At 64.4% G+C, this 26,060-nt stretch carries 25 protein-coding genes; 9 read left to right on the forward strand and 16 right to left on the reverse strand.

Going from position 1 to position 26,060, the window contains the following annotated elements; translation table 11 throughout:
• Positions 1-10 precede the first annotated feature (10 nt).
• From AC4QBL_RS00485 to AC4QBL_RS00505, 5 genes are all read left to right on the forward strand, one after another.
• The gene (locus AC4QBL_RS00485) at positions 11-742 is read left to right on the forward strand and encodes an ABC transporter ATP-binding protein (protein ID WP_472906843.1); all 732 of its coding nucleotides are present in this window, start codon (positions 11-13) and stop codon (positions 740-742) included.
• Entirely contained in the window at positions 739-1,518 is a 780-nt protein-coding gene (locus tag AC4QBL_RS00490; RefSeq protein WP_472906842.1) for an ABC transporter ATP-binding protein, read from the forward strand. The genes AC4QBL_RS00485 and AC4QBL_RS00490 overlap by 4 nt, the downstream gene beginning before the upstream one ends.
• Positions 1,515-2,432, forward strand: coding sequence for a branched-chain amino acid ABC transporter permease (locus AC4QBL_RS00495; RefSeq protein ID WP_472906841.1), 918 nt, complete (start codon positions 1,515-1,517; stop codon positions 2,430-2,432). Before AC4QBL_RS00490 ends, AC4QBL_RS00495 begins: the two co-directional genes overlap by 4 nt.
• Positions 2,433-2,437: 5 nt before the next feature.
• Positions 2,438-3,502: a branched-chain amino acid ABC transporter permease gene (locus AC4QBL_RS00500; RefSeq protein WP_472906840.1), complete on the forward strand. Its 1,065-nt coding sequence runs from the start codon at positions 2,438-2,440 to the stop codon at positions 3,500-3,502.
• 104 nt (positions 3,503-3,606) lie between these two features.
• Positions 3,607-4,761, forward strand: a complete 1,155-nt coding sequence (locus AC4QBL_RS00505; RefSeq protein WP_472906839.1) for an amidase — start codon at positions 3,607-3,609, stop codon at positions 4,759-4,761.
• A 12-nt stretch (positions 4,762-4,773) separates the two neighbouring features.
• On the opposite strand, the gene AC4QBL_RS00510 is transcribed toward AC4QBL_RS00505, so the two are convergent.
• The 7 genes from AC4QBL_RS00510 to accB all read right to left on the reverse strand — a co-directional run bounded on the left by AC4QBL_RS00510 (position 4,774) and on the right by accB (position 13,393).
• Positions 4,774-5,658, reverse strand: coding sequence for an amidohydrolase family protein (locus AC4QBL_RS00510; protein WP_472906838.1), 885 nt, complete (start codon positions 5,656-5,658; stop codon positions 4,774-4,776).
• 67 nt (positions 5,659-5,725) lie between these two features.
• Positions 5,726-6,961, reverse strand: coding sequence for a Tm-1-like ATP-binding domain-containing protein (locus AC4QBL_RS00515; protein ID WP_472906837.1), 1,236 nt, complete (start codon positions 6,959-6,961; stop codon positions 5,726-5,728).
• 97 nt (positions 6,962-7,058) lie between these two features.
• Positions 7,059-9,080: an acetoacetate--CoA ligase gene (locus AC4QBL_RS00520; RefSeq protein WP_472906836.1), complete on the reverse strand. Its 2,022-nt coding sequence runs from the start codon at positions 9,078-9,080 to the stop codon at positions 7,059-7,061.
• A complete protein-coding gene (locus AC4QBL_RS00525) occupies positions 9,077-9,943 on the reverse strand; it encodes an HAD-IIA family hydrolase (protein ID WP_472906835.1) in 867 nt (288 codons plus the stop codon). The genes AC4QBL_RS00520 and AC4QBL_RS00525 overlap by 4 nt, the downstream gene beginning before the upstream one ends.
• Complete coding sequence (locus AC4QBL_RS00530) at positions 9,940-11,454, reverse strand: hydroxymethylglutaryl-CoA lyase-like TIM-barrel protein (RefSeq protein WP_472906834.1); 1,515 nt, start codon at positions 11,452-11,454, stop codon at positions 9,940-9,942. The genes AC4QBL_RS00525 and AC4QBL_RS00530 overlap by 4 nt, the downstream gene beginning before the upstream one ends.
• Positions 11,451-12,905 carry an acetyl-CoA carboxylase biotin carboxylase subunit gene (locus AC4QBL_RS00535; protein ID WP_472906833.1) on the reverse strand — a complete coding sequence of 485 codons (1,455 nt, stop codon included), beginning with the start codon at positions 12,903-12,905 and terminating at the stop codon, positions 11,451-11,453. The genes AC4QBL_RS00530 and AC4QBL_RS00535 overlap by 4 nt, the downstream gene beginning before the upstream one ends.
• A gap of 8 nt (positions 12,906-12,913) precedes the next feature.
• Positions 12,914-13,393: an acetyl-CoA carboxylase biotin carboxyl carrier protein gene (gene accB, locus AC4QBL_RS00540; protein ID WP_472906832.1), complete on the reverse strand. Its 480-nt coding sequence runs from the start codon at positions 13,391-13,393 to the stop codon at positions 12,914-12,916.
• A 220-nt stretch (positions 13,394-13,613) separates the two neighbouring features.
• Here accB and AC4QBL_RS00545 point away from each other — a divergent pair, with 220 nt between their 5' ends.
• A complete protein-coding gene (locus AC4QBL_RS00545) occupies positions 13,614-14,423 on the forward strand; it encodes a helix-turn-helix domain-containing protein (RefSeq protein ID WP_472906831.1) in 810 nt (269 codons plus the stop codon).
• Positions 14,424-14,848: 425 nt separating this feature from the next.
• On the opposite strand, the gene AC4QBL_RS00550 is transcribed toward AC4QBL_RS00545, so the two are convergent.
• The 9 genes from AC4QBL_RS00550 to AC4QBL_RS00590 all read right to left on the reverse strand — a co-directional run bounded on the left by AC4QBL_RS00550 (position 14,849) and on the right by AC4QBL_RS00590 (position 23,533).
• Complete coding sequence (locus AC4QBL_RS00550; RefSeq protein ID WP_472906830.1) at positions 14,849-15,058, reverse strand: hypothetical protein; 210 nt, start codon at positions 15,056-15,058, stop codon at positions 14,849-14,851.
• A 71-nt stretch (positions 15,059-15,129) separates the two neighbouring features.
• Positions 15,130-15,540: a DUF2784 domain-containing protein gene (locus AC4QBL_RS00555; RefSeq protein ID WP_472906829.1), complete on the reverse strand. Its 411-nt coding sequence runs from the start codon at positions 15,538-15,540 to the stop codon at positions 15,130-15,132.
• Between the two features lie 43 nt (positions 15,541-15,583).
• The gene (locus AC4QBL_RS00560) at positions 15,584-16,429 is read right to left on the reverse strand and encodes a class II aldolase/adducin family protein (RefSeq protein ID WP_472900882.1); all 846 of its coding nucleotides are present in this window, start codon (positions 16,427-16,429) and stop codon (positions 15,584-15,586) included.
• A 97-nt stretch (positions 16,430-16,526) separates the two neighbouring features.
• Positions 16,527-17,693 carry an ABC transporter substrate-binding protein gene (locus AC4QBL_RS00565; protein WP_472906828.1) on the reverse strand — a complete coding sequence of 389 codons (1,167 nt, stop codon included), beginning with the start codon at positions 17,691-17,693 and terminating at the stop codon, positions 16,527-16,529.
• A gap of 57 nt (positions 17,694-17,750) precedes the next feature.
• Positions 17,751-19,607: an AMP-dependent synthetase/ligase gene (locus AC4QBL_RS00570; RefSeq protein WP_472900884.1), complete on the reverse strand. Its 1,857-nt coding sequence runs from the start codon at positions 19,605-19,607 to the stop codon at positions 17,751-17,753.
• A gap of 136 nt (positions 19,608-19,743) precedes the next feature.
• Complete coding sequence (locus AC4QBL_RS00575; protein ID WP_439114658.1) at positions 19,744-20,532, reverse strand: ABC transporter ATP-binding protein; 789 nt, start codon at positions 20,530-20,532, stop codon at positions 19,744-19,746.
• Entirely contained in the window at positions 20,529-21,359 is an 831-nt protein-coding gene (locus AC4QBL_RS00580) for an ABC transporter ATP-binding protein (protein ID WP_472900885.1), read from the reverse strand. The genes AC4QBL_RS00575 and AC4QBL_RS00580 overlap by 4 nt, the downstream gene beginning before the upstream one ends.
• Before the next feature lie 133 nt (positions 21,360-21,492).
• Positions 21,493-22,569, reverse strand: a complete 1,077-nt coding sequence (locus AC4QBL_RS00585; RefSeq protein ID WP_472900886.1) for a branched-chain amino acid ABC transporter permease — start codon at positions 22,567-22,569, stop codon at positions 21,493-21,495.
• A gap of 88 nt (positions 22,570-22,657) precedes the next feature.
• A complete protein-coding gene (locus AC4QBL_RS00590) occupies positions 22,658-23,533 on the reverse strand; it encodes a branched-chain amino acid ABC transporter permease (protein ID WP_439114655.1) in 876 nt (291 codons plus the stop codon).
• 235 nt (positions 23,534-23,768) lie between these two features.
• Here AC4QBL_RS00590 and AC4QBL_RS00595 point away from each other — a divergent pair, with 235 nt between their 5' ends.
• Genes AC4QBL_RS00595 through AC4QBL_RS00605 form a run of 3 tightly spaced genes read left to right on the forward strand, consistent with a single transcriptional unit; the run spans position 23,769 to position 26,058 of the window.
• Positions 23,769-25,175 (forward strand): acyclic terpene utilization AtuA family protein, encoded by a 1,407-nt coding sequence (locus AC4QBL_RS00595; RefSeq protein WP_472900887.1) that lies wholly within the window; start codon positions 23,769-23,771, stop codon positions 25,173-25,175.
• Complete coding sequence (locus AC4QBL_RS00600) at positions 25,172-25,591, forward strand: AtuA-related protein (RefSeq protein WP_472900888.1); 420 nt, start codon at positions 25,172-25,174, stop codon at positions 25,589-25,591. The genes AC4QBL_RS00595 and AC4QBL_RS00600 overlap by 4 nt, the downstream gene beginning before the upstream one ends.
• A complete protein-coding gene (locus AC4QBL_RS00605; protein WP_472900889.1) occupies positions 25,588-26,058 on the forward strand; it encodes a nuclear transport factor 2 family protein in 471 nt (156 codons plus the stop codon). The genes AC4QBL_RS00600 and AC4QBL_RS00605 overlap by 4 nt, the downstream gene beginning before the upstream one ends.
• Positions 26,059-26,060: the final 2 nt, after the last annotated feature.

Consider the following 26,060-nt stretch of genomic DNA (forward strand, 5'->3'; position numbering starts at 1 on the left):
TCGCAACACCATGTCGTCAACGGATGTTTTGCTCTCTGCTCGAGGGCTGCGCAAGCAATACGGTGCGCTGGTCGTCCTGGACGGCGTGGACTTCGAGGTCCGGCGCGGCGATGCGATCGGCATCGTCGGCCCGAACGGCGCCGGCAAGACGACCTTGCTCAGTCTCTTGTCCGGATCGCAAGCCGCCACGGCCGGCACGATCAGCTTCAAGGGCGGCGACGTGTCGTCGATGGACGCCGCCACGCGCTGCAAGATGGGCATCGTGCGCACTCACCAGGTGCCGCAGCCCTTCAGCGGCATGACGGTGTTTGAGAACGTCTTCACGGCGGCCACACACGGGGGTGGGTTCCGGCAGGCCGAGGCGTACGAGCGTTGCATCGATGCGATCGAACTCTGCGGCATGACAAAGGTGGCCAACCGGCGCGCCGCCACACTGGGCCTGCTGGACCGCAAGCGGATGGAACTGACGCGCGCGCTGGCCACCAACCCGCAGGTGCTGCTGCTGGACGAAATCGGCGGCGGGCTCACCGACGGTGAAGCCGCTGAACTCGTGCAAACCATCCAAGTGCTGCACGGCCGCGACATCGCCATCGTCTGGATCGAGCACATCGTGCATGTGCTGCTGCAGGTGGCCAAGCGGCTGGTCTGCATGGACTCGGGCCGCGTGATTGCCGAAGGTGATCCCCAAGAAGTGCTGTCCAACGCCACCGTGGTGGATGCGTACCTGGGGGGCGGAAGATGAGTCTCTTAAAAATCGAAGGCCTGGAGGCCCGGCACGGTCTGCTGAAGGCCGTTCAAGGCATCAGCCTGGAGATCGAGCAAGGCGAAACACTGGCGCTCGTGGGCGCCAACGGCGCGGGCAAGACGACGCTGCTGCGAACGCTGGCGGGCGTGCATCCGGTGACGGGTGGGCGCATCGTCTTCGACGGTGTGGACGTGAGCGCGCTGCCGGCGCACCGCCGGGTCGCGGCCGGGCTGGCTCTGGTGCCCGAAGGGCGCAAGCTGTTCCCCGCGATGACCGTGCAGGAAAACCTGCTGGTTGCCCTGTCGGCCCAGCGCGAGGGCAGCTGGAACCTGGGCACCGTGCTCGACGCCTTTCCGCAACTCAAACCCAAACTGAAGGCGGCCGCCGGCACCTTGTCGGGCGGTCAGCAGCAGGCCGTGGCCATTGGCCGCGCGCTGATGACGAATCCGCGCGTGCTGCTGCTGGACGAAGTGTCCCTCGGCCTCTCGCCGCTGGCCGTGCAAGGCGTCTACGACTCCTTGCGAACGCTGATGGGCAAGGGCACGGCCCACGGCACCACCGTCGTGCTCGTCGAGCAGGACCTGCAGCGCACGTTTCAGGTCGCAGACCGCATCGTCTGCATGCTCGAAGGCCGGGTTGTGGCCAGCGGGCGTGCCGACGAAATGACACGCGAGCAGGTGATGGAGCATTACTTCGGTCATCGCACATCCACGCCCAGCGCCGACTCAAGCGCCGCGTCAAGCACCTCTCCACCACGGGCAACAGCAACATGATCTGGCTCAACCAACTCGTCCAAGGCCTGATGCTGGGTGGCTACTACGCCTTGCTGGCGTGCGGTCTGGCGTTCATGTTCAGCGTGATGGGCATCATCAACCTGGCGCACGGCAGCCTGGCGGTGCTGTCGGCCTACATGCTGTTCGTGCTGGCCGAACGCTTTGAGGTGCATCCCCTGTTGGGGCTCGTGGCCGTGGTCCCGGTCATGGCGCTGATCGGGTGGGTGCTGCACAGGTTGGTGCTGGAGCGCAGCGCCCGCGCAGGCGCCTTGATTCCCTTGCTGAGCACCTTCGGTCTCGCGAGCGTGCTGGACAACTCGATGTTCCAGACCTTCGGTGCCGACACCCGCTCGCTGGCGCCCTACATCGACACGCTCAGCTACGACGGCTGGACCCTGCCGGGTGGCATCATCGTCGGCCAGCTTGCGGTGCTTACGCTGGCCGTCGCTATCGCATTGCTGGGTGGACTGAATCTCATGCTGGGTCACACCGCGTTGGGCCGGCGCATCCGCGCCGCGGCCCACGACCCGGACACGGCGCAGCTGGTCGGGGTGGACGCACGGGCTGTGTACGCGGCTTCGACGGCCATCGCCATGGCCACGGTGGCGGTCGCCGGCGCCTTCCTCGCCATGCGGGCCACGTTCGATCCCTACACCGGCCCCTACCAACTGATCTTCGCGTTCGAAGCGGTGATCATCGGTGGCGGCTCCCTGTGGGGCACGCTGTTGGGCGGCCTTGTTCTGGGTGTCGCTCAGAGCATCGGCGCGCAGGTGCATCCACAAGGCTTCCTCATTGCCGGGCATGTCGTCTTCCTGGTGGTGCTGCTGGCACGGGTGTACGCCGCGAACACCCTGCGCCGCTGGACCCGATCTTTGACCGGCCGCTTCAACAGCCGATCCCGCAGCCGAGCCTGAACGCCATGAACCTGACTCCACACCCTCCCGTTGCCATCACCTGCCCGGGCACCACCGCCCGCGTCACGCGATGGACCCTGCCCTCGATCATGACCGTGTCGCTGGTGGCGGCCGCCCAGCTCGTGCTCGTTGCGGGGCCGCTGTTCCTGTCGCCCAACGTGGTGGAGCGACTCACCACCCTGTTCATCTACGGCATCCTGGCCCTGATGTGGAACGCGCTGGCGGGCTACGCCGGCCTGCTGTCCGTGGGGCACCAGGCGTTCTTTGGCTTGGGGGCGTATGCCGCCATCCGCCTGGCCGACTGGGGCGTCAGCCCGTACCTGGCGCTGTTGCTGGCGGCGATGCTGGTCGGTGCGCTGTCCATACCCATCGCCGCTTTCATGCTGCGACTTCGCGGCGGTGAATTCGCGATCGGCATGTGGGTCGTCGCCGCTCTGTGCCACCTGCTGGTCAACCTGGACAACCTCGTTCAGGGCGAAACGGGCACCTCGCTGATCGCGCTGCAAGCCTATGCCGCCGAGGACCGACGCAACTACACCTACTGGGCCGCCTTGGGCACCATGGCCGCCTTGGCCTGGCTCGTGTTCGTGATGTTGCGCGGCAAGATGGGCACCGCCGCGCAGGCCATCCGAGACAACGAGGAAGCGGCCGGCTCGGTGGGCGTTCGTGTGCTGCCCTCCAAGCGCCTGATCTTCGTGCTGTCGGCGTTTGGCTGCGCGGCAGCGGGCGCCCTGTGGCTCGCCAGCTCGATCACGTTCCAGCCCCAGAACTACTTCAGCGTGCAATGGACGGCCTACATGATCTTCATGGTGCTGGTCGGCGGCATCGGCACCTACGAAGGCCCCATCCTTGGCGCGGTCCTGTTTTTCACCATCGAAACCCTGTTCGGCGCCACCGGGGTGACCTACCTCATCGGGCTCGGCGCGACCGCGTTGTTGTTTGCCCTGTTTGTGCCGCGAGGCATCTGGGGCGAGATCGAACACCGCCTCGGATTACAACTCTTGCCGGTGGGCTACAGACTGAATGGCCGGCCGAACGGCGGCACGGGTGACTCTCCGCCGAGTCAATGAGTTCAACGGCAGCCCGTCAAGAAACTTTTGACGCCCTGAACGGCGCACTGCACGCGTTTGTCCGGGTCAGATCCACCGGGCAGCCTCCGACTGCAGCGGGCCTATTGCACGGATGGGACATCGGGATCAAAGACTGCTTCGACCTCGCCGGCGACATCGCCAGCGTTGGTTCGCCCATGTTGTCGGCGCGGCGGGCGACCCAAACCGCCACCGCCGTCCAGCGATTGCTGGATGCCGGCGCCCACGTCGTCGGCCACACACAGATGGTCGAACTCGCCTTTGGCGGCTGGGGCATCAACGCCGCGATGGGCACGCCGCGCAACCCCTGGGACGGAAACACCGTGCGGGTGGCCGGCGGATCCAGCAGCGGCTCGGCGGTTGCGGTGGCCGCGCGCATGGTGCGGGCCGCCTTGGGCAGCGACAGCGCAGGCTCTATACGGATGCCGGCCGCGTTGTGCGGCATCACCGGGCTCAAGACCAGCTTCGGCCTGATCCCGGAAGACGGTGTGTTTCCTTTGGCTCCGTCGTACGACAGCGTGGGTCCGATGGCGTCATCCGCAGACGACTGTGCTCGACTGTTCGAGGTGCTGACGGGCATCCGCCTGGCGCCGATGCCAGCGCCCTATGGCTGGCGTCTTCGCGTGCTCGACAGCACAGCCTATCCGGTCACGGTGGAACCCGCCGTTCAGCGCGCTCTGGACGCGGCGGTGGACGTCTTCGTTCGCCTGGGCGCGCTGCCGAGCAAGAGCGTGCCGCCGTTCGCCCTGGCCGATCTGACGCAAGACGCAGGAACGTTGATCGGCGCTGAAGCCTGGGACCTGCACCGCGCGCGGTTCGAGGCCGATCCGAGCGGATTCGGAGCGGAACTGCAACGTCGTTTCGAACAAGCTCGCGTGGCTGACCCAGACACCATCCGCTCCGCCCGCGCCGCGCGCGTCGAAGCCAGTGAGCGGTTTCGGCGGTGGTTGCCGGCCGATGAAGTGCTGCTCCTGCCCACTGTGCATTGCAGCGCGCCGGACCTCAGCTCTGTCGACGAACGCGGGTCGCCGCTGGGCCAGTTCACCCGCTGGGTCAACCATGTGGGTGGTTGCGCGCTGAGTCTGCCTGCGGGTTTTGATGCACTCGGATTGCCGGTCGCCATCCAGCTCGTCGGGCGGACGGGGGCCGAGCCGCGCTTGCTGGCCCTGGGCTCTGCGTTCCAGCAAGCAACGGACTGGCATCGGCGCGCCCCTGACCTTGCCTGGGTCACCGACCGATAAAAACCAACCGCGTCAGGCGGCTGGGCTTGCGTCTGGTTTGAGCTTCAACAGCCGCACCGCGTTGTCCTTCAAGATCAAGGGATGAACCTCGGGCTTGAAGCCCGCTTCCATAAAGTCTTTCATCCAGCGATCCGGCGTGATCAGCGGAAAGTCGCTGCCAAAGAGGATGCGGTCCTTGAGCAGCGTGTTCGCGTACTGCACCAACTGCGGCGGGAAATACCTGGGGCTCCAGCCCGACAGATCGATCCAGATGTTGGGCTTGTGCATCGCCAGGGAAATCGCTTCGTCCTGCCAGGGCCAGCTCGGGTGAGCGATGACGATCTGGATGTCGGGGAAGGCGATCGCCACGTCCTCCAGCAGCATGGGGTTGGAGTTTTGCAGCCGCAGGCCGCCGCCACAACGCATGCCTGAACCAATGCCCGAGTGCCCGCTGTGGAAGATGGCGGGCAACTGGTATTCGTTGATGACCTCGTAGATCGGCCAGGCCATGCGGTCCTGCGGCTCGAAGCCTTGCACCGTCGGGTGGAATTTGAAGCCCCTGACGTCGAAGTCTTCGATCAGCCGCCGCGCTTCGCGCGCCCCCATCTTGCCTTTGTGCGGGTCGATGCTGGCAAACGCGATCATGATGTCGCTGTTGGCCATGGCCGCTTCCGCGATCTCTTCGTTGCTGATGCGCTGGCGTCCCAGTTGCGCCTCGGCATCGACCGTGAAATTGACGAAACCGACCTTGCGCTCTCGGTAGTAGGCGAGTGTTTCCTCCATCGTCGGGCGCCTGCTGGATCGGAAGTATTTGTCGGCCGCGCGGTCGTACGCTTCCCCGTAGTTGTCGAACGGGTTGCGGCACGACACCTCCAGGTGGGTGTGCGTGTCGATGGCGATCAGCTTGTCGATGTCCATGTCATTTCCTGCAAGGAGCGCGGGGGAAGCGGTGCACGCCAGAAGGTACGGCGCGCACCGCGCGCCTTCACGCCGTGGCCATTGCCCGGTTTTTTGTGTAAGCCAGCACCTGCTCAACGATGGCGTCTGCGAACTGTGCGTCGTTGATGTGGCAGTTGAACTCGCGAGCCACCACCGTCTTCGGCAAGGCGGCTTTCAGTGCGTCGAGAAACACCGGGCACATGGCCGGGTCGTGCAAGTGGCCTTCCGGGCTGTCGTGGTGCGAGAAGCCGGTGAGTGGCACAAAGAACGACACAGGCCCCTTGGCATCGGCAATCAGGCCACCCATGTGGTCGGCCAGCGCCTTGAGTTCGCTCGGCTCGGTGCGGACCGCCGTCAGGGCGTGGTTGTGCATGTGGTAACGGTGGTTCGGGAACATGGTTTTGGCCATGTCGATCGGACCGGCCACCATGAAATCGGCATTGCCTGGCGCGAAGATCACTGGCACACCCTTCGCCAGTGCCGATTTGGCGCGGTCCGGACCGGCGCTGCACAGGCCGTTGTTGAGAAAGTCATTGATCTCCACCAGCGAGGTGTCGACCACCGCGACCACGTCGCGCTCGCTCACGATCTGGTCCATCGCCATGCCGCCGGTGCCCAGGGTGTGGAACACCATCACTTCAAAGCCCTTGGCTTCGAGCTGTTTGCGCACGTTGACGGTGCAAGCGTCGATGGTGCTGAGTGTCGTCATCGCCACCAGCGGCTTGGGTTCGACGCGTGTGGGCGAGTAGTTCTTGGCCATGGCTGCGGTGGCCAGCGCGGCATTGCGGAACACGTCGCGGGTGATGCTGTTCAGGCCGGCGATGTCGCACACCGGGTTGAACATATTGATGTCCTTGGCGCCGATAAAGGGCTTGGTGAAGCCCGACGCCATGGTGGACACCATCACCTTGGGCAAACCGTACGGGAACATGCCCATGACAACGGTGCCCAGGGCGGTTCCCATCGAACCGCCCACACCGATGATGCCGCTCAGGCCGTGCTTGGCGTGGTACTCGAGGGCGCACTTGACCGAGCCTTCGATCATGACCCCTTGGCATTTGCCTTCGTGCTTCAGGTCGCGCACCTCTTCCAGGGTCTTGCCTGCCGCTGCCGCAATCGCCTCTGGCGGGATCTCGACGCTTGAGTCGGTGGACCTGCGGATGCTGGCGTCGAGGTGGACCACGTCCACGCCCTGCGACTCCAGCACCTCGCGAATGAATTTCGCTTCCACTGCCTTGGTGTCCAGCGTGATGATCATCAGGACTTTGGGTTTGTTGCTCATGCTTGTCTCCTTGTGTTGCTACACGGTAGGTATGCGGTTGCCGTCGAATTGCAGCTTTCCGCGGGGGGGTTAAAAAACGAACGGTTGTGACATCGGGTCAGCTGGTTTGCGGAGCATTCAGCTCATCTTTCAGCTGTTCTGCCAGTCGCTGGAAAAAGGAAATGCTCTTCGGGTTGACCATCGCATCGGGGCTGGCCACTTTCTCGGGCTCTGCCCCGAGCAGCAGCTTGCGCACCGGCACCTCCATCTTCTTGCCGGTGAGCGTGCGCGGGATTTCGTCGACCTGGTAGATCTCGTTGGGCACATGACGGGCAGACGCCTTGGTCTTGATCTGTTGAACGATCCGGGCTTTCAAAGCGTCGTTCAGCACCTGCCCAGGTTCAAGCACCACGAACAGCGGCATGAACGAAGGCCGACCGAGGTACTCAAGATCGACCACGAGGCTGTCCCGGATCTCGGTCAGCTCTTCCACCACCCGGTAGATTTCGGCCGTGCCCATGCGGATGCCGTGGCGGTTGATGGTCGAATCCGAGCGGCCGTAGATCACCGAGGTGCCGCGATCGGTGAAGCGGAGCCAGTCGCCATGGCGCCAGAGGCCGGGGTACATCTCGAAGTAGCTCTCCAGATAGCGCCGGTGCTCGGGGTCGCCCCAAAAGCAAATCGGCATCGACGGCATGGGCTTCGTGATCACCAGTTCGCCCACCTCGTCGGTCACGGGTTCGCCTTTGTCGTTGAACGCATAGGCCGCCACGCCCAGCTCACGGCACTGGATCTCACCCGCCGTCACCGGAAGGATCGGCGCACAGGCCACGAAGCCGGAGGCGATGTCGGTGCCGCCACTGATCGAGGCGAGCCACAGATCGGGCTTAACCGCGTCGTAGACCCAGTGGTAGGCATCTATGGGTAACGGAGACCCCGTGGCATTGATGGCGCGTAGGCTCTGCAACGGTGCGATGTCGCGCGGCCGCAGCCCGTCTTTTTTGCAGTTGATGAGGTAGGCCGCACCACAACCGAACAGGGTCACTTTCTGCTCGTCGATGAAGCGCCACAGCGCGGCCGCATCGGGCCAGGCCGGGTTGCCGTCATAGAGCACGATGCTCGCGCCGGTCAACAAGGCCCCGATCTGCAGGTTCCAGACAATCCAGCCGGTGCCGCCCAGGAACAGCAGCCGGTCGGCTGGCCGCAGGTCGTGCTGCAGCGCCATGGTCTTCAGGTGTGTCAGCACGATGCCACCCTGGCTGTGCACGATGGCCTTGGGCAACCCGGTGGTGCCCGACGAGTAGACGATCCATAGCGGATGTGAGAAAGGCAGGCGCTCAAAGCGCAGCTCGGCGTCGGCCGCAATGGCCTCAGACCACTCCGTGCGATCGCGCCACGCCGGCGGCTTGTGGGACGCAGCGCGGCAGATCGGCCCTGCGACATGGATCACGTGCCGAACGGTCGGCAAGGCGCCCAACAACTCATCGACCAGCTCGCGCCGGTCGTGGATCTTGCCGTTGTAGCTGTAGCTGTCCACGGCCAGCAGCACCTTCGGCTCGATCTGGCGGAAGCGGTCGAGCACCACGGTGGCGCCCATGTCGGGCGAACAGCTGGACCAGATCGCCCCCAGGCTGGCGCAGGCCAGGAAGGCCACCACCGTCTCGGGCCGGTTGGGCATGTACGACGCCACGCGGTCGCCAGGCCCCACGCCCAAGGCGCGAAGGTGGGCCGCCATGGCGCCGGTGTCGCGCTGGAGGTCGGCCCAGGAGACCTCGTGGGTGCCGGTGTCTTCGCTGCGCGCAATGATCGCCGGGCGTTCATCGGTGGCGCGGCGAAACACGTGTTCGGCGTAGTTCAACCGGGCGTTCGGGTACCACTGCGTGCCGGGCATGGCCTGCGAGCCCAGCACCGGTTCGCAGGCCCCATCGGCCTGCACCTCGAAATAGTCCCAGATCGACTGCCAGAAAGCCTCCAGTTCGTCCACGGACCACTGCCACAGGGCGTCGTAGCGGTTGAAGTTCAAGCCCCTGTCGGTGGCCAGCCAGCGCATGTAGGCCGCGAGCCGGGTCGGCTCGATCTGGTCCGGTCGGGGCGTCCACAGCACCTCGACAGGTGCCACCACTGCGGTCGAGGCGGTCATGACAGCAACTCCAGCAAGCGGTCGACGCCGCTGATTGAAAGGTGGGCTCGGCTGGCGGGCGACAGGCGCTCGAAATCCTCGGCGCTGTTCAGACCGGTGTGCACGCCAATCGACATGGCGCCGCCACGGTGGGCCATCGCATTTTCCAGGCTGATGTCGTCGCCAACGATCGCCATCTGGGCAGGCCTCACACCACCCAGACGACCACTGGCGCAGGTCAGCGCCTGGGGTGATGGCTTACCGACGACCACCGCCTTTTTGCCCGTGACACTGGCCACGGCTGCCGACAGCGCACCCGAGATGCCCAGCGTGCGGCCTTCCCGGCTAGCCACCACCGCGGCTTTGGAGACGGTGTAGAACGCCGCGCCGGCCCACACGGCCCGGCATGCGGCGTCCAGGTCACCCAGGCCAAATTCCGGATGCCAGCCAATCAGCACCGCATCGGCGTCGTCTGCCCGCTCGGGCGAACGCACGACATCAAAGCCGGCGTCCGCCAGGGGCTTCCAGACACCTTCGCCACCGAGCACCAGCAGCCGCTTGTAGCCACGGCGTTGAAATAAGTCGACTGCCACGCTCACGGGGGTCAGGGTGTGCCGCTCGTCAAGCTCGATGCCGATGGCCGTCAGGGCCTCCGACAACTTCTGTGGCGTTTTGGTGCTGCCGTTGGTGAACCCGACATAGGGGATGCCCCGTTGGCGTAGCAAGGCGAGCAACTCGCAGGCGCCCGGTAACGGCTGGTAGCCACTGAGGCGCTTGTCCGCGAGTGCCAGCGTGCCGTCGATGTCGAACACAAAGCCACGCACATTGGCCAATCTCGTTTCAGCGTACGCCGGGCCAGGCGTGTGTGCCAATGTCTGAATCATGTTGCTGCTCCTTGGGTCGCGGCGGTTGGGTTGGCCCGCAGGTCCAGCAGGAAGCCGTCCCGTTCGATCCGCGCGTGGGTGACATCGGGTCGGCGCGCCAACTCACCTACCAGCCGCTCCACCGGGCTGGCCACGGCGCTGTAGTGCTGGCGGCAAGGGCCTGCGGCCACCATCGCGTCCACCTGCTCGGCGGGCATGGTGGCGCGCAAGATGAACTCTTCGTCGGACAGGCGCGAATCGAACTTGCGGCGCAACTCCGCTAGTTCCGGCATCGCAGCTTGCGTGGCCAGCTCGCGCGCCCGGGGCAGCTGCTCGATGCGGTCGCGGACGTTGGCGTCCATCGGTGCGGGCGGCGTGCCGAAGCGGCCGATCACGTAGCGAATGACCTCGTCGGGCACGTTGGCGTAGCGCGTGGGTGCCAGCACATTCATCACAGCCATGGTGCCGACCACTTGCGAGAACGGCGTCACCATGATCGGGTAGCCCAGTTCGCGGCGAACGCGGGCGACCTCCTCGAACACCTCGGGCAGGCGGTGCTCCTGGCGCATTTCGCGCAGCTGGCGCCGCATGGTGCCGATCATGCCGCCCGGCAACTGGTGCTGGAAGTAGCGCATGTCGTACTCCTGCGGCACGCCGGTGGCGAGGCCTTCGGCTGCGGCGAGCTTGTTGAAGAAGCTGCTGACGCGGGCCGCGGCTTCCATGTCCAGATTCACCGAGACGCCCTGGCTTTGCAGGTTGGCCACCACGTTTTCGATGGCCGGCTGGCTGCTGCCGTTGCCCAGGGGCCGTGCGGCGGTGTGCAGGGACTGCACACCCAGTTCCGGAGCCTCGGCGTAGGTGAACGGGGCCAGGCCGATGGTGCAATGCGAATGCAGCTCCAGCGGCTTGCCGCCCAGCGCCGCGTGCAGCGCTGGCAGCAGCGTGCGAGCGCGCTCGGGTGTGAGCAGACCGCCCGGGTCTTTCAGGTAGACGCGGGTGATGGCCGGAACCAGAGCGAGCTTGCGCGCCGCGTCGGCAAAGTGCGCGTCGTCGTGGATGGGGCTGACCGTGTAGACAATGGCGCCGACGATCTCGCGTGCGCCCGCCGCCGCGATGGCCGTGGCACTGTCGGTCACGGCCTGCATGTTGTTCATGGGGTCCATCACCATGAAACGCTCGATGCCATTGCGCACCAGCAATTGGTAAGACAGCGCCATCAGCTCGGGGTGCGCCGTCTCCCATGAAATGAAGCGCATGCCGGTGGACAGAAAGCTCAGCGGCGTCCGCGGCATGAGCGCCTTCATCAGGCGGATGCGCTCCCAAGGATTCTCTTTGTGGAACCGCACTGTGACGGCCATGTGCGTGCTGGTAGTGAAGTCGAGCGCGCGGTAGCCGACGCGGTCGAGATCGGGGGCGACCTCCAGCATCATCCCGGTGCGCAGGCCGGTGGCCCCCCACAGGCTCTGGTTGCCATCGCGCAGCGTGGTGTCGATGAAGTCGGGGCCGCTGGAACTCAATGTGTTGGCGCTCATGAGCGTGGTCCTTCAGAAGCGGTGAGGGTGCTGGCCTGTGGGGCGGGCGGCGTGACAGGCTGGCCGAAGATGGCCGCGCCGGAGCCCGCCAGGAAGCGACCGAGAAAGCCCGTGTCGAACCCACCTTCGATGAACTCTGGCGTGGCCAGCACGGCGCGATGCAGCGCGATGTTGGTGAGCACGCCGTCGATGCGCACATCGGCCAGCGCAGACTCCAGCAGACGCCGGGCGTGCTCGCGGTCGCTGCCTGTGGCGATGACCTTGGCGATCATCGAGTCGTAGTACGGCGGGATCATCGCGCCGGCTTCCATGTGGGTGTCCACGCGCAGGTCCGTCCAGGCCGGGAAGTGGGCCGTGGAGAGCCTGCCGGGTGCCGGGCGGAAATCTTGCGTCGGGTCCTCGGCGTTGATGCGGCACTCGATCGCGTGGCCTGTCAGTCGAACGTCGGCCTGCTTCATGCGCAGTGGGTGGCCTTGCGCAACGATGATTTGTTCGGCCACGAGATCGAGCCCGGTGATCTGTTCTGTCACAGGGTGCTCCACCTGGATGCGCGCGTTCATCTCCAGGAAGTAAAAGCGCTGGCGCGCGACATCGACCAGGAACTCGATCGTGCCCAGGCTGCGGTAGTTGATGTGCTTGGAGAAGCGCACCGCAGCGGCGTGCAAGTCGCGGCGCATCTGATCGCTGAGGTGCGGCGCGGGTGCTTCTTCGACCAGCTTCTGGTAACGGCGCTGCACCGAGCAATCACGGTCACCCAGGTGGATCACGCTCTGCCCGTCGCCCAGGATCTGCACTTCCACATGGCGGCCCTGGGTGACGAAACATTCCACATACACCCGGCCGTCGCCGAACGCCGCCAGGGCTTCGGAACTGGCGAGGTCGAACAGCGCGCTCAGCTCGGCCGGTGTGTTGGCGCGCTTCAAGCCGCGCCCGCCGCCACCACCCACGGCCTTGATCAACACCGGGTAACCGATCTGCTCGGCCATCTCCAGCGCTGCGGGCAGGTTATCCACCTGACCGCCGGGCGCGATGGGCACCTCGGCCTGTTCAGCGCAGCGCCGGGCTTCGAGCTTGTTGCCCACGCGTTCGATCTGTTCGGCCGTCGGGCCGATGAAGATCAGGCCGTTCTCTTCGCAGGCCGCCGCGAACTCCGCGCGTTCCGACAAGAATCCGTAGCCCGGGTGAATGGCCTGTGCGCCGACACCCCGCGCCGCCTCGATCAGCGTGCCGATGCGCAGGTAGCTGTCGGTGGCACGGGCCGGGCCGATGCACACGGCTCGGTCGGCCAGGCGGGCGCCCATGCTGTTGCGGTCGGCCGCCGAAACGGCCAGCACCGATTCGATGCCCAGGCGCCTGAGCGTGCGGATGATGCGCACGGCGATCTCACCGCGGTTGGCCACCAGCACCCGCCGGATCGGGCCGTCCACGGCCAGTTGGTCTGCTGTCTTCATGGTCGTGCTCAAGCCGGACGAACACGCATCAGGACCTGATCGAACTCGACCAGGTCACCGTCGCGGGCCAGCACCTCGACCACCACGCCTTCGACCCCAGCGGAGATCGAATTCATCAGTTTCATCACCTCGATGATCCCCACGGCCGTGTTCGCGCTGACGCGACCGCCGACGGCGACAAAGGGTTCGGCACCCGGCTTGGGCGCGCCATAGAAGGTACCCAGCATCGGTGCCCGGACTTCCAGCAAGCTGGTGTCACCGCTGGCCTGGGGCGCCGCGGCAGCGGGGGCTGCCGCAGGTGCTGAAGGCGTCGCTGGCGGCAAGGATGCAGGAGCAGAAGCCACAGGCGCTATGGGCGCTGGGCTCGCAGCAGCGCCACCCCTGCGCAGCGACAGCTTGATGCCATCGGCTTCCAGGTGCAGTTCATCGAAATGCGAACTGTCCAGCAGTTGCAGCAGGCGCTGCACGTCTTCGTGGGAAAAACTCATGAACATGACTCCTTGGATGCAACTGCGACCGTGCAGCAGATAAGGAGACATGGCGCACCGGGCTGAATGGCGGCGCCCGGCGCTGTCTTGTCTCCTGTCGTTTTTTGCTCCCTGGTATCTGAGATCCGGGATGGACGTGAGTATTCGCGGCAAGCAAGTTCATCGGGTAGGATCACGAAAGAAGTTTTCTCCTGGTGAAACTCACCGAAATCTACAAGCCATGCGCGATTACAAAGTCAAGTCGATCCGCGCCCTGGACCGGGGCCTTGAGGTGCTGCAGTACTTGCACCAGGCACGGGCGGCCAGCTTGCACGACCTGTTCCTTGCGACTGGCCTTCCGAAAGCCACCTTGACGCGTTTGATCGTTACGCTCGAGAAGCGAGGAATGGTCTGGCAGCGTCTTGTTGATGGCGCTTACATGGCAAGCCACACCCTGCTGCCACGCGCCCCGCAGCTGAACGACGAGAACTACCTTGTCGAGGTAGCGGCTCCGGTGATGGAGCGGCTGTGTCGCAAGGTCAACTGGCCGTCCGTGCTGGCCGTTCCGCGCCTCGATTGCATGGAGGTGGTCGAAACCAATCGACCGAAGTCCTACTTCTCGCACGTGCCGGTGGGGCCGATCGGCTTTCGCATCAACATGCTGCGATCTGCGTCGGGCCGGGCTTACATTGCTTTCTGCAGCGAGAGCGAACGTCAGGCGATGCTGCAGCGCCTAGTGGCCAGCAACGAGCCTGGCAATTTCATGGCGCGCCAGCCCGCGATGGTGGAACGCCTGCTCGACGAAACACGGCGATTGGGGTACGGGCACAGGACCCCTGACTTTGGTGGGCACTTCGACCAGACGCGTCGAGAATGGAACGACGACAGGGACTCGATTGCTGTACCAATCTGGGCCGGTGACGAGGTGATCGCTGCGCTCAATTTGACGTGGATGCACAAGGTGGCGACCGTGCAGCAGATCGTGAAAGTACACCTGCCCGTTCTCACTGCCGCCTCGCGAGAGATTTCAATGCGACTTGTTGGAACCTAGGTAATCCTTCGGCCAGCCGGCAGGACATCGGTGACGTTTCCCATGGTCTGACCTCTCGCCAGAATTTTCTTCATCGCTGGCGATGTCACATAGGGCATTTTTGGGGTATTCACGTGCTGTTTCTGTGAACAGCCGCTCACCTCTGGCCTCTAGCGCAAGGAGTCGTTCTCGACGCACGACCGGGCCATCATGTATTGAGTAGTCGGTAACGCAGATACAGCGGCCGTTCGACACTTACGTCCTTGAACGGCAGGTGACCGCGGGGGGCCGACATTCAGGCGCGCAAGGTCACCGACAGCAAGCAGCCTTTATCGGGTACCCGGCTGGCGCCGGGCAAGGTCAGCTGATGGCTGAAAACAGCCCAACGACAGCCTCCTTTCACGGAGCGCCGTGGAGGTGGCCGCTCACCAGAAGTTCAGCCCCGCTCAACCCTCCAGCATCACACCCAAGGCCTGCAGCTTTTTCGCAAACGTGTCCCTGCGTTTGTCCGCCCGCTCCGCGGTACCGACGGCGGCTTGAATGGCTTTGGGGCCTTTTTGGGCGGCCTTGATGATCAGTCCACGCTTGTGCGCAGCATCTGCTTCAGCCCGCTTGAAAGTGGCGATCAATTCGGCATGGGCGACGGGTGGTTTCATAAGTTGGGGATTGTATGAAACACCATTTTTTCGCGGTTTGATTTCACTACCGGTTGACGCCGCGTGACCTGTCATTCCGCACAGTGGCCCTTCGGTGGTACCCACCACCACGCCACCGCCACCAGCACCGCAAACCCGGTGTAGGCCGCCACAAACACCCACCAAGGGGCTTCCCAATACAGCAGGCGCGACAGCCAGTGCTCGATGAAACTATGCGTGTAGCTGCCCTGGCCGGCCAGGCGGCGCAGGTCTTGTTCCCACACGGTCAGGGGGCAGAGCTGGCCGAGCCAGGTTTGTGCGGTGATGAAGGCCATGAGGCCCAGGTGGGTGAGGCGCAGGCCGCGCCGGCGCACCCAGCGCCAACCCCTTGCGCCGCCTAGCAACACCAGGGGCAGCAGGCCCACCACAAACACCACCAGGCCCAGGTGCAGGGCTAGCAGGGTGTCGGCCAGCAGGGCGGCCCAGGCGGGCGTGATGCTCATGGGGGTGGCGTGGCCGCGTTGGCGGGCCGGGTTGCTGTGCTGCTCAATCGAACATGTCGGGCTGGGTGCGCAGCAAGTCGTTCCAGATGGTCTGGAAGTGCAGCCAGCCAATGTATTCGCTGCCGACGTGCTCTCGGCTGTAGCGTGCCTTCTCCGGCGGCACCAGCCGGGGTTTGATGCCTGTGGCTTGCACCAGGAGCTGCTGCTGGCAACAGCGTTCCAGCGCAATGAACCAGAACGCGGCCGCTTCGATGCTGTGGCGGCTGGCGGTCAGCAGACCGTGGTTTTGGTGGATGGCGGCTTTGACGCCTTTGAACCAGTCGGCCACTTTCAACCCGGCTTTTACCTCGACCGCGACTTGACCAGCCTCGTCGCTGATGACCACATGGTCTTCAAAGAACGCGGCGGCGTCTTGCGAGATGGGCTCCAGCGGCTGGGCGAGTGCCGCAAACGCCGTGCCGTACAGCGTGTGGGCGTGGCACATGGCGACGATGTCCGGGTGGGCTTCGTGCACGGCGGCGTGCAGCACAAAGCCGGCGCGGTTGATCGCATGCTGGCCCTCGACCACATGGCCCTGGTGGTCGGCCAGGATCAGGTTGGACACCTTGACCTGCGCAAAATGCACCGCCATGGGGTTGGTCCAATACAGGTGCGGGTGCTCGGGGTCGCGCACCGTCAGGTGCCCGGCAAAGCCGTAGTCAAAGCCCTGCAGCGCAAAGGCGCGGCAGGCGCCCACGAGCCGTTCTTTCAGGTGGCGCCGGTGCTCGGCGTGGCTGGTGAAGTGGGGAATGCCGGGGAATATGCGCCCGTGCTGGTCGGGTTGGTAGATCGAAACCTTCTCGTCGGTGAGGGGGTCAAAGCGCGGCTCGCGCTGGGGCGTGATGTGCATCTCGGGTCCTGCGGGGGAAAGGGCAAAGCGCCTCATTTCAATGAAAAAAGGCCGTCAGCGTTTGCACACTGACGGCCGCGCTGAACAGAGACCGTGCTCAGTTCACCTTGAAATACTCAGACACCACTTTCCAGCGGTTGTCTTGCAGCTGCGACAGTCGGGTGGCGTCGCTGCCCAGGCGCTTGGTGGGGCTGAAGGTCATCTCGGAACTGCCGAAAATGTCCGGTGGGATCACCATCGTGTCCATGGCTTTGATGAAGCTGTCGGTGGTCAGGTTGGCGCCGGCTTTGCCTGCAGCACGCAAGAAAGAGTCAACCAGCGAGTAGCCGTACACCGAGAACACGGTCGGGTCTTCGTTGAACTTGGTCTTGTACTTGTTGGCCCAGAACCGGATCGGCTGTGAAGCTTCGTCGGTGTAGGGGTTTTGCACCGTCATGGTGGCGTAGAAGCCGTTCATGGCGGGGCCGCCCAGCTTGTGGATCAAGTCAGTGTAAGCGGCGCTGGAGCCGATAAAGGTGGGGTTGAAGCCCAGGCGGCGGGCGGTGGCAATGCCGCCAATGGTCTCGCGAATGATGGTGCCCATGACGACCAGGTCGCACTGGGACGAAGCCAGCTTTTGCATTTGCGACGAGAAGTCTGTGGCGCCGCGCTTGTAGGTGGTGACTTCGGCAAACTGCATGCCCGCTGCCTTCAGGCCGGCCTCGGCGCCGCGGAACACTTCCAGGCCGAACTCGTCGTCCTGGTACATGGTGCACACCTTCTTGGCGTTTTTCTCTTTGGCCAGCTTGGGCACGGCCACGCGCATCTGGTCGTAGTAGGTGGCGGCAAACGAGTACTTGAGCTTGTGGAATGGCTCGTACATTTCACGCGCGGCGGTCACGGGGAAGAAGTTGATCACGTTCTTCTGAAACTGCACCGGCATGGCGGCCATGTTTTGGGCGGTGCCAATGTGGCCAACCATGGCAAAAATCTTGTCCTGGTTGACGAGCTTCTGCGCGGCCAGCACGGCGCGGCGTGGCTCGTAGCCCGAGTCTTCCACCAGCAGCTTGATCTTGCGGCCGTTGATGCCGCCTTGCTCGTTGGCTTCGTCCACGCGCAGCATCATGCCAAAGCGCACCTGCTTGCCAAAGCCGGCCAGTGGGCCGGACAGGTCTTGAATGGAGCCCAGCACCAGCTCGTTTTTGCTGACGCCTTGCGACTGCGCCATGGCCGCTGTGCTGGCCAGGGCCAGGCTGGCGGCGATCAATGTCAGGGTGTGTTTCATGTCTCGTGTCTCCTTCGTTGTGAATGGGATGGGTGATCAAAAAGCACTGGCTGCGCGTCAGCTGTACATAGCTTCAATTTGCGGGTTGTATTTCTTTTCCACCAGCTTGCGCTTGAGCTTCATGGTGGGCGTGAGTTCTTCGTCTTCGGCGCTGAGCTGGGTGTCGAGCAGGAAGAACTTTTTGATCTGTTCCACCCGGGCAAACTTTCTATTGACGCGGTCGATCTCGTCTTGAATAAGCTGCTGCACTTCGGGGGCACGCGTGAGGCTGGCGTAGTTGGAAAACGGCACGTCGTTGTCCTGCGCATATTTTTCGACGTTCTCCTGATCAATCATGATGATGACGGTGAGGTAAGGGCGCTTGTCGCCGATCACCACCGCGTCGGTCACGTAGGGCGAGAACTTCAACTCGTTTTCCAGTTCGCTGGGGGTGATATTCTTGCCGCCTGCGGTGATGATGATGTCTTTCATGCGGTCGGTGATGCGGAAAAACCCTTCCTCATCGACCACGCCCACATCGCCTGTGTGCAGCCAGCCATCGGCGTCGATGGTCTCGGCGGTTTTCTCGGGCTGGTTGAGGTAGCCCATGAACACGTTGGGCCCGCGCACCAAGATTTCGCTGGTGACCGGGTCCAGCCGCACGTCGTTGTAGCTCGCGGCTGGGCCAATGGAGCCGGGCTTGATGCGCTCGGCCGGCACGCCGGTGGACGCGCCGCAGGTTTCGGTCATGCCCCACACCTCCAGCATGGGTACGCCCAGGGCCATGTACCAGCGCACCAGCTCGGGTGAAATGGGCGCGGCGCCGGTGACCAGAAAACGCGCTTTGTGAATGCCGATGAGCTTGCGCACGTTGTTGAGCACCAGCACCCGCGCCAGGTGAAACTGCAGCTTGAGCGGGGCGGGCACCGGCTGTTGCGCCATCACCAGGTCGGCCACGCGCTGGCCCACACCAATGGACCAGGCGTAGGCGGCTTGCTGCAGCTTGCCGGCTTCTTTCAGCGTGATCATGACGCCGGAGTAAAACTTTTCCCACACGCGGGGCACGGCGGTGAACACCGTGGGTGCGATCTCGCGCACGTTTTCCGGCACGGTTTCGGGGTTTTCAACGAAGTTGAGTTTGGCGCCGGTGTAGAGCGAAAAATACTCGCCGCCCATGCGCTCGGCAATGTGGCACAGCGGCAAGAAGCACATGCATTCGTCGGCGTCGCTGCGGGCAATGAGCGTGTTGTAGCCGCGCACGGTGTACACCAGCCCGTGGTGGCTGTGCATGGCGCCTTTGGGTTTGCCGGTGGTGCCTGATGTGTAAACCAAAATGGCGAGGTCGCTGGGTTTGCAAGCGGCCACGCGGGCTTGCAAGGCGTCGGGGAATTGTTTGGCGTGCTCGCGGCCCAGCGCGCGCAGCGCGTCCAGGCTCATCACTTGCGGGTCGTGCAGGTCGCGCAGGCCTTCCATGTCAAACACCACAATCTTGCGCAGCTTGGGCAGTTGCTCGCGCACGGCCAGGGCTTTGTCGAGCTGTTCGTCGTCTTCCACAAACAGCACCGTGGTGCTGGAGTCTTCACACAGGTACTGCACCTGCTCGGCTGCGTCGGTGGGGTAAATGCCGTTGGACACGCCGCCCGCGCTGAGCACGGCAATGTCGGCCAGCACCCAGTCGATGTTGGTGTTGGACAAGATGGAGGCCGTGTCGTGCGGCGCGAAGCCCAGCGCCAGCAGGCCGTTGCCGATTTCGCGCACCGCCTCGGCGGTCTGGTTCCAGGTCCAGCTGTGCCAGATGCCAAAGTCTTTCTGCCGCATCCAGACGTTGGGGCCACGCGCTTTCACCGCGTTCCAGAACATGGCTGGAATGGTGTCGCCGGGCAACACCACGGCGGTTTGCGGCTGGATGCCGGAGAGGTCCCAGAGATTACTCATGCTCGATGTCCAAGGTCAAAACCACATTCGATACGCAGGGGAGCCGTGCAACCCAGGGCACAGCCGGGCTGGCTTTGCCAGACGGCCAGTGCCGCCCCCTGGGGGGTAGCGCGAAGCGCTGCGGGGGGAGCCACATCTAGCGCCAATTTTTCTTCTTCTTCCAGCGCCGGTCTGCGCGCACGCCTTCTTCCTTCATGCCCAGGTAAAACTCCTTGATGTCGTCCTTCTCGCGCAGGTGGGCGCAGGTGTCTTCCATCACGATGCGGCCGTTTTCCAGCACGTAGCCGTAGTCCGAAGCGTTCAGCGCCATGTTGGCGTTTTGCTCCACCAGCAAGATGGTGGTGCCGCGCTCGCGGTTGATGCGCACCACGATCTCGAAGATCTCTTTGGTGAGCTTCGGGCTCAGGCCCAGGCTCGGTTCGTCGAGCAAGATCAGGTCGGGGTTGGCCATGAGGGCGCGGCTGATGGCCAGCATCTGCTGCTGGCCGCCCGAGAGCAGGCCGGCGTCTTGCAGTGCGCGCTCACGCAAAATGGGAAAGTAGTTGAACACCACCTCCATGTCGCGCGCCACGCCGTCGCGGTCTTTGCGGGTGTAGGCGCCCATCAGCAGGTTGTCGCGCACCGAGAGCAGCGGAAACACTTCGCGCCCTTCGGGCACGTGCATCAGGCCCTGCTGCACGATGTGCGCCGGGTCCTGGGCGGTGATGTTTTCGCCCTTGAATTCGATGCTGCCCTTGCGCGGGTCGATGATGCCGCTGATGGTTTTCAGAATGGTGGTTTTGCCCGCGCCGTTGCTGCCCAGCACGGTGGCAATTTCGCCGCGGCGCACCTGCAGGCTCACGCCACGAATGGCTTTGATGGGGCCGTAGGCGCTCTCGACGTTGAGCAGCTTGAGCACGGCGTTGTCAGTGACCGGGGCCGTCATGCGGATGCTCCCACGTGGTTCTCACGCCGCAGGCTGGACACGTCGTCCACCGAGCCCAGGTAGGCCTCGATCACGCCGGGGTCGCGCTGCACTTCGGCCGGTGTGCCGGTGGCCAGTTCGGCGCCCATGCTCATGGCCAGCACGCGGTCGGACACCTTGGACACCAGGGTCATGTCGTGTTCCACCATCAGCACCGTGATGCCCAGCTCGTCCTTGATGTCGGTGATCCAGAACGCCATGTCTTCGGTTTCTTCCACGTTCAGGCCTGAAGAGGGTTCGTCCAGCAGCAGCAGCTTGGGTTCGGTGCACAAAGCGCGCGCCAGCTCAACCACTTTGCGCACGCCATAAGGCAGCCCGGCCACCATCGATTCGCGGTGGTGTTGCAGGTCCAGCAGTTCAATGACCTGCTCGACTTTTTCACGCGCCTCAATTTCGGCTGCGCGGGTTTTGGCGGTGAAGAAAATCTCGCTCCAGAGCCCGGTTTTGCGGTGGGTGTGGCGGCCAATCAGCAGGTTTTGCAGCACCGTGGCGTGTTCAAACAGCTCGATGTTTTGAAAGGTGCGCGCAATGCCCAGGCTGGCTATTTTGTGCGGCGGCTGGTCGGTGAGCTTGAGCATGCCTTGCGGCCCGGCGTAGTCGATGGTGCCGGTGGTGGGCGTGTAGATGCGGCTGATGAGGTTGAACACCGTGGTCTTGCCGGCGCCGTTGGGCCCGATCAGGGTGAACACCTCGCCGCGCTTCACATCGAAGCTCACGTTGTTGACCGCCAGCACGCCGCCGAAGCGCACGCTGAGGTTCTTCGCTGAAAGAAGGATGTCGTCTGTCATGAAAGACTCGCCAAAACAGAAGCGGCACAGGCGAAGAAGCCCAAGCCGGGAACACCGCCGAACCGGCTTTGCCGGGTGGCAGGTGTTGCCCCCTTGAGGGGGTGACGCGAAGCGGCGCGGGGGTGGTGTTCCATCATTTCAACCGGTCGGATTTTTGGAAGCTCTTTTGCCGCTTGAACATACCCTTGCGGTAGAACGGAAAGAGCTGGAAGTAGGTGCGGATCTTGAGCCAGCGGCCGTACAGACCCATGGGTTCAAACAACACAATGGCGATCAACACCATGCCGTAGACCACGCCCTTGATGCCGGCGGCTTCACCAATCACGGCGGGCAAAAAGTCTTTGCCAATGGCGATCAGCTGCGGCATGACGATGATGAAAATGGCACCCAGAAACGCCCCGTGGATGGAGCCCAGGCCGCCAATCACCACCATCAGCAGCAGGTCGACCGACTGCAGCAGGCTGAACTGGTCGGGCGACAAAAACTGGATCTTGTGGGCGTACAGCGCACCGCCAATACCGGCCAGCGCAGCCGACAGCGCAAAGCTCATGGTTTTGTAGCGCGCCAGGTGAATGCCCATGCTCTGCGCAGAAATTTCCGAGTCGCGGATAGCGACAAACGCCCGGCCGGTGCTTGAGCGCATGAGGTTGACGATGGCCAGCGTGGACGCCACGGTGATCAGCAGGCACAAGAAGTAAAACTCGTTGGACGAGTCCAGTTCCCAGCCAAACAGGCTGGGTTGGTTCACCATCAGGCCCGAGTTGCCGCCGGTCATGCTTTCCCAGCGCGCCATGCCCTCTTCCACAATGAAGCCAAACGCCAGTGTGGCCATGCCCAGGTAAATGCCTTTCACCCTCAGCGCCGGCAAGCCCACCACCATGCCCACAGCGGCCGACAGCAAACCCGCGCAAGCCAGCGCAATGGGAAACGGCACGCCCGCGTTGACCATGATGGCCTGCGTGTAAGCGCCCACGCCCAGAAACGCCGCATGGCCCAGCGAAAACAGGCCCGTGAAGCCGGCGAGCAGCATCAGCCCCAGGCCGACGATGGCGTAGATCAGCACAAAGGTGAGTTGCGCCAGCCAGTACTCTTGAATAAGCCAGGGCGCTGCCACCAGCAGCACGCCCAGCAGGCTGTACCAGAAGGTATGGCCGCCGTGCTTGGCCAGCCGGATGTCCTGGTTGTAGTCGGTCTTGAAGAGAAATCTCATTTAGTCTCCGCAGAGCCGCCTCAAGGAGGCTGAGGCCCCCTCGGGGGGCAGTGAATACACGAAGTGATGAACGTGGGGGTTCATGTCATCAAACCTTTTTTCGGAGTTTTTCGCCGAACAGCCCGTTGGGCTTGAGCACCAGCATGATCAGCACCACGATGTAAGGCGCAATGTCCTTGAAGCCTTCGGCCATGTAGAAGCCCGCCAGCGCCTCCACGATGCCAATGATCAGCCCGCCCACAATGGCGCCGGGCAGGCTGCCAAAGCCGCCCACCACCGCCGCCGGGAACGCCTTGAGGCCGATGAAGCCCATGTTGGCGTGCACAAAGGTGATGGGCGCGAGCAGCAGGCCGGCAATGGCCGCCACCGCGGCAGCCAGGCCCCACACCAGGCCGTTGAGCCGCTTCACGGGAATGCCCATGTAATAAGCCGCCAGCTGGTTTTGCGACGAAGCCTGCATGGCAATACCGAGCTTGGTGTAGCGGAACATGGCAAACAGGCCGGCGCACAGCACGGCGGTGGCGCCAATCACCACCACCTGCTCGGCCGACACCACCAGCGTGCCCAGGCGCAGCACCTCGCCCGCATAGGGCACGGGCAGGGTGTGGGTGTCGGTGCCAATGTCGGGGATCATGGTGATGAGCCCGCGCAGCACATAGCCCACTCCAATCGTCAGCATCACGATGGAAAACGCCGGCTGGCCCAGGATGGGGCGGATCACCACCCGCTCCAGCAGCACGCCAAACACGCCCATGCCCACAATGGCGGCGGGCACCGACAGCCAGAACGGGAAGCCCAGCACGGTCATGGCGGCCAGGCCGCCAAAGGCGCCCACCATCATCAGGTCGCCCTGGGCAAAGCTCACCGTTTCGGTGGCCTTGTAGATCAGCACGAAACCCAGGGCGATGAGTCCGTAGATACAGCCCTGGGCCACACCGCTGATGAGCAGTTGCAGCAATTGCACGCTTGTCTCCTAAATTGTTCTCTGGGGCGCCAGACGGGTGAACACCTGCGTATGCAGGTGGCATTTCCGAACGCCCGTGCTTTTGCGGAGCTTAGTCGGGGACTCAAAGGCTTGCCCATGGGGGTTTCCCGCAGGACAGTGCTGTAGGCGACACAACGGACATTTGTGCCAAGCGGCCGCTTGGTGAACGCATGCCGGGGCGCTATGCTGAATACTTCATTGTTAAGAGCCTGCCATGAAGTCCATACGCATTGGTGCCGGTCTCGGCTTTTACGGCGACAACTGGGAACCGGTGGTCGCGAGCATCGAACGCGGCAACGTGCAGTTCATCGCCAGCGACCACCTGGCCGAACTCACCCTGGCCATTTTGCAAAAAGACCGCCAGCGCGACCCGGCGCTGGGCTATGCCCGCGATGTGGTGCCCATGCTGCTGCGGCTATGGCCGCTCATGGCTGAGCGCGGCGTGCGCTTTGTGTGCAACGCGGGCGGGCTCAACCCGCACGGAGCCGCGCAGGCGGTGCTGGCGGCATTTGCCGCCAAAGGTTTCACGGCGCGGGTGGCGGTGGTCACCGGCGACGACGTGTTGCCGCAGTTGCTCGACGCCTCAAAGCCGGCCGACGGTTGGGCGCACCTGTTCACCGGCGAACCGGTGGCGGGTGTGCGCGAGCGCCTGGTGTTTGGCAACGCCTACCTGGGCGCGCAGCCCATCGTGCAGGCGCTGGACGCGGGGGCCGACATCGTCATCACCGGGCGCGTGGCCGACGCAGCGCTGTTTTTGGGCCCGCTGGTGCACAGCCTGGGCTGGACGCTCACCGGCGCCACGGCCCAGGCCGACCTGGACCGCCTGGCGCAAGGCCTCACCGTGGGGCACCTGCTGGAATGCTCGGGCCAGGGCAGTGGCGGCAACTTTGGCAGCCAGGGTGCCTGGCAGGCCATACCCGACCTGACGCATATTGGCTACCCCATTGCCGAGGTGTGGGAAGACGGCACCGCGCTCATCACCAAGGCGCCGGGCACGGGCGGGCGCGTCAACTTCGACACCGTGCGCCAGCAGTTGCTGTATGAGGTGCACAACCCGCACGCTTACCATGCGCCCGACGTGGTGCTGGACATGGGCCATATCACCCTGCACGACGAAGGTCACGACCGGGTGCGCCTCACGGGTGCACGCGGGCAGGCGCCGAGCGACCAGCTGAAGGTGGTGGCTGGCTACCGCGACGGCTACAAAGCCGAGGTGACCTGGGGCTTTTCATGGCCCGATGCCTGGGACAAGGCTCAGGCCGCGCAGTCCGCTATCCTCACCCAGTTGCTTGAAAAACGCATACCGCACGACGAGCTGTACATCGAGCACCCCGGCCTGAATTCGGCCCACGGCGCCCTGGCGCCCCTGCCCGATGCCGACGCCCTCAACCAGCTCAACGAGGTGTGGACACGCATGGTGCTGCGCACCCCGGTGAAAGCCGCCGCCGATGGCTTCGGGCGCTTGTTTCCCTGGCTCGCGCTGAGCGGGCCGGCCTACACCTGCGGCTTTCATGGCCTGCACAACACCAGCGAACTGCTGGGCATCTGGCCCACCCTGGTGCCCCGCGCGGCGGTGGAGCCAGGTGTGCGCGTGCAACTGCTGGAAGGGTCGGCGCCATGAACACATCGGTTGACATGAAGGACAAGGTTCGCGTGCCGCTGGCGCGCCTGGCCCACGCCCGCAGCGGCGACAAGGCCGACTGGGTGGACTTTGGCCTGTTCGCCTGGAACGCAGCGGGCTACGCGCTGCTGGCCCGCGAAGTGACGGCCGAGCGGGTGCGCACCCACTTCATGCCGTGGCTGGGGAGCGACATGACTGGCGAGGTGGACGCCTGGCTGTTACCCAACCTGCTGGCGATCAAACTGGTGCTGCGGGGTGCACTGCAAGGCGGTGGCGCGCGCAACCTGCGGCTGGACAACCTGGGCAAATCCATGGCGGGTGCGCTGCTGCGCATGGAGGTTGAGGTGACGCCCGCCGAGCTGGCCGAGGCGCTGGCCGCCCCGCGCGTGGGCTGGTGGGGCGAGGGCGCGCCATGAACGCGGCGCTGATCGGCCGCAAGCCTGAGGCGGCCAAGGCCTGTGCTGACATGGATGAAGCTTCGGTGCGCTCTGCCACCGAGGCCTGGATCGCAGCCTTCAACCGCGCCGATGCGGCGGCCATGGCCGCGCTGTACGACCCGCAAGCGGTGCTCTGGGGCACAACCGCCACGCAGCTCATCACCACGCCACAGGGCATTGCGGCGTATTTCGACGCTGTGTTTGCCCTGCAACCCGTGCCCCGCATGGCGCTGGTGGAGGCGCTGCCCAGGGTGTTTGGCGACGTGGCGGTGAGCTCGGGCCGCTACACGCTCACGCTGTCCCCCGCGCCGCACCTGCGCGAGGTGCCGGCCCGCTTCAGCTTCACTTACCGCCGCACCGCAGGCATATCCGGCCTGTGGCGCATCGTGGACCACCATTCGTCTGCCATGCCCGCGCCACTGGCTGCGCTGGCCGCAGCCGCCTGACC

Source organism: Hydrogenophaga sp. L99 (assembly GCF_058731905.1).

Bases quoted from the DNA above. Each gene is read 5' to 3' on its own strand.
- AC4QBL_RS00485 (WP_472906843.1), top strand. From the start codon at position 11: ATGTCGTCAACGGATGTTTTGCTCTCTGCTCGAGGGCTGCGCAAGCAA.
- AC4QBL_RS00490 (WP_472906842.1), top strand. From the start codon at position 739: ATGAGTCTCTTAAAAATCGAAGGCCTGGAGGCCCGGCACGGTCTGCTG.
- AC4QBL_RS00495 (WP_472906841.1), top strand. From the start codon at position 1,515: ATGATCTGGCTCAACCAACTCGTCCAAGGCCTGATGCTGGGTGGCTAC.
- AC4QBL_RS00500 (WP_472906840.1), top strand. From the start codon at position 2,438: ATGAACCTGACTCCACACCCTCCCGTTGCCATCACCTGCCCGGGCACC.
- AC4QBL_RS00510 (WP_472906838.1), bottom strand. From the start codon at position 5,658: ATGGACATCGACAAGCTGATCGCCATCGACACGCACACCCACCTGGAG.
- AC4QBL_RS00515 (WP_472906837.1), bottom strand. From the start codon at position 6,961: ATGAGCAACAAACCCAAAGTCCTGATGATCATCACGCTGGACACCAAG.
- AC4QBL_RS00520 (WP_472906836.1), bottom strand. From the start codon at position 9,080: ATGACCGCCTCGACCGCAGTGGTGGCACCTGTCGAGGTGCTGTGGACG.
- AC4QBL_RS00525 (WP_472906835.1), bottom strand. From the start codon at position 9,943: ATGATTCAGACATTGGCACACACGCCTGGCCCGGCGTACGCTGAAACG.
- AC4QBL_RS00530 (WP_472906834.1), bottom strand. From the start codon at position 11,454: ATGAGCGCCAACACATTGAGTTCCAGCGGCCCCGACTTCATCGACACC.
- AC4QBL_RS00535 (WP_472906833.1), bottom strand. From the start codon at position 12,905: ATGAAGACAGCAGACCAACTGGCCGTGGACGGCCCGATCCGGCGGGTG.
- accB (WP_472906832.1), bottom strand. From the start codon at position 13,393: ATGAGTTTTTCCCACGAAGACGTGCAGCGCCTGCTGCAACTGCTGGAC.
- AC4QBL_RS00545 (WP_472906831.1), top strand. From the start codon at position 13,614: ATGCGCGATTACAAAGTCAAGTCGATCCGCGCCCTGGACCGGGGCCTT.
- AC4QBL_RS00550 (WP_472906830.1), bottom strand. From the start codon at position 15,058: ATGAAACCACCCGTCGCCCATGCCGAATTGATCGCCACTTTCAAGCGG.
- AC4QBL_RS00555 (WP_472906829.1), bottom strand. From the start codon at position 15,540: ATGAGCATCACGCCCGCCTGGGCCGCCCTGCTGGCCGACACCCTGCTA.
- AC4QBL_RS00560 (WP_472900882.1), bottom strand. From the start codon at position 16,429: ATGCACATCACGCCCCAGCGCGAGCCGCGCTTTGACCCCCTCACCGAC.
- AC4QBL_RS00565 (WP_472906828.1), bottom strand. From the start codon at position 17,693: ATGAAACACACCCTGACATTGATCGCCGCCAGCCTGGCCCTGGCCAGC.
- AC4QBL_RS00570 (WP_472900884.1), bottom strand. From the start codon at position 19,607: ATGAGTAATCTCTGGGACCTCTCCGGCATCCAGCCGCAAACCGCCGTG.
- AC4QBL_RS00575 (WP_439114658.1), bottom strand. From the start codon at position 20,532: ATGACGGCCCCGGTCACTGACAACGCCGTGCTCAAGCTGCTCAACGTC.
- AC4QBL_RS00580 (WP_472900885.1), bottom strand. From the start codon at position 21,359: ATGACAGACGACATCCTTCTTTCAGCGAAGAACCTCAGCGTGCGCTTC.
- AC4QBL_RS00585 (WP_472900886.1), bottom strand. From the start codon at position 22,569: ATGAGATTTCTCTTCAAGACCGACTACAACCAGGACATCCGGCTGGCC.
- AC4QBL_RS00595 (WP_472900887.1), top strand. From the start codon at position 23,769: ATGAAGTCCATACGCATTGGTGCCGGTCTCGGCTTTTACGGCGACAAC.
- AC4QBL_RS00600 (WP_472900888.1), top strand. From the start codon at position 25,172: ATGAACACATCGGTTGACATGAAGGACAAGGTTCGCGTGCCGCTGGCG.
- AC4QBL_RS00605 (WP_472900889.1), top strand. From the start codon at position 25,588: ATGAACGCGGCGCTGATCGGCCGCAAGCCTGAGGCGGCCAAGGCCTGT.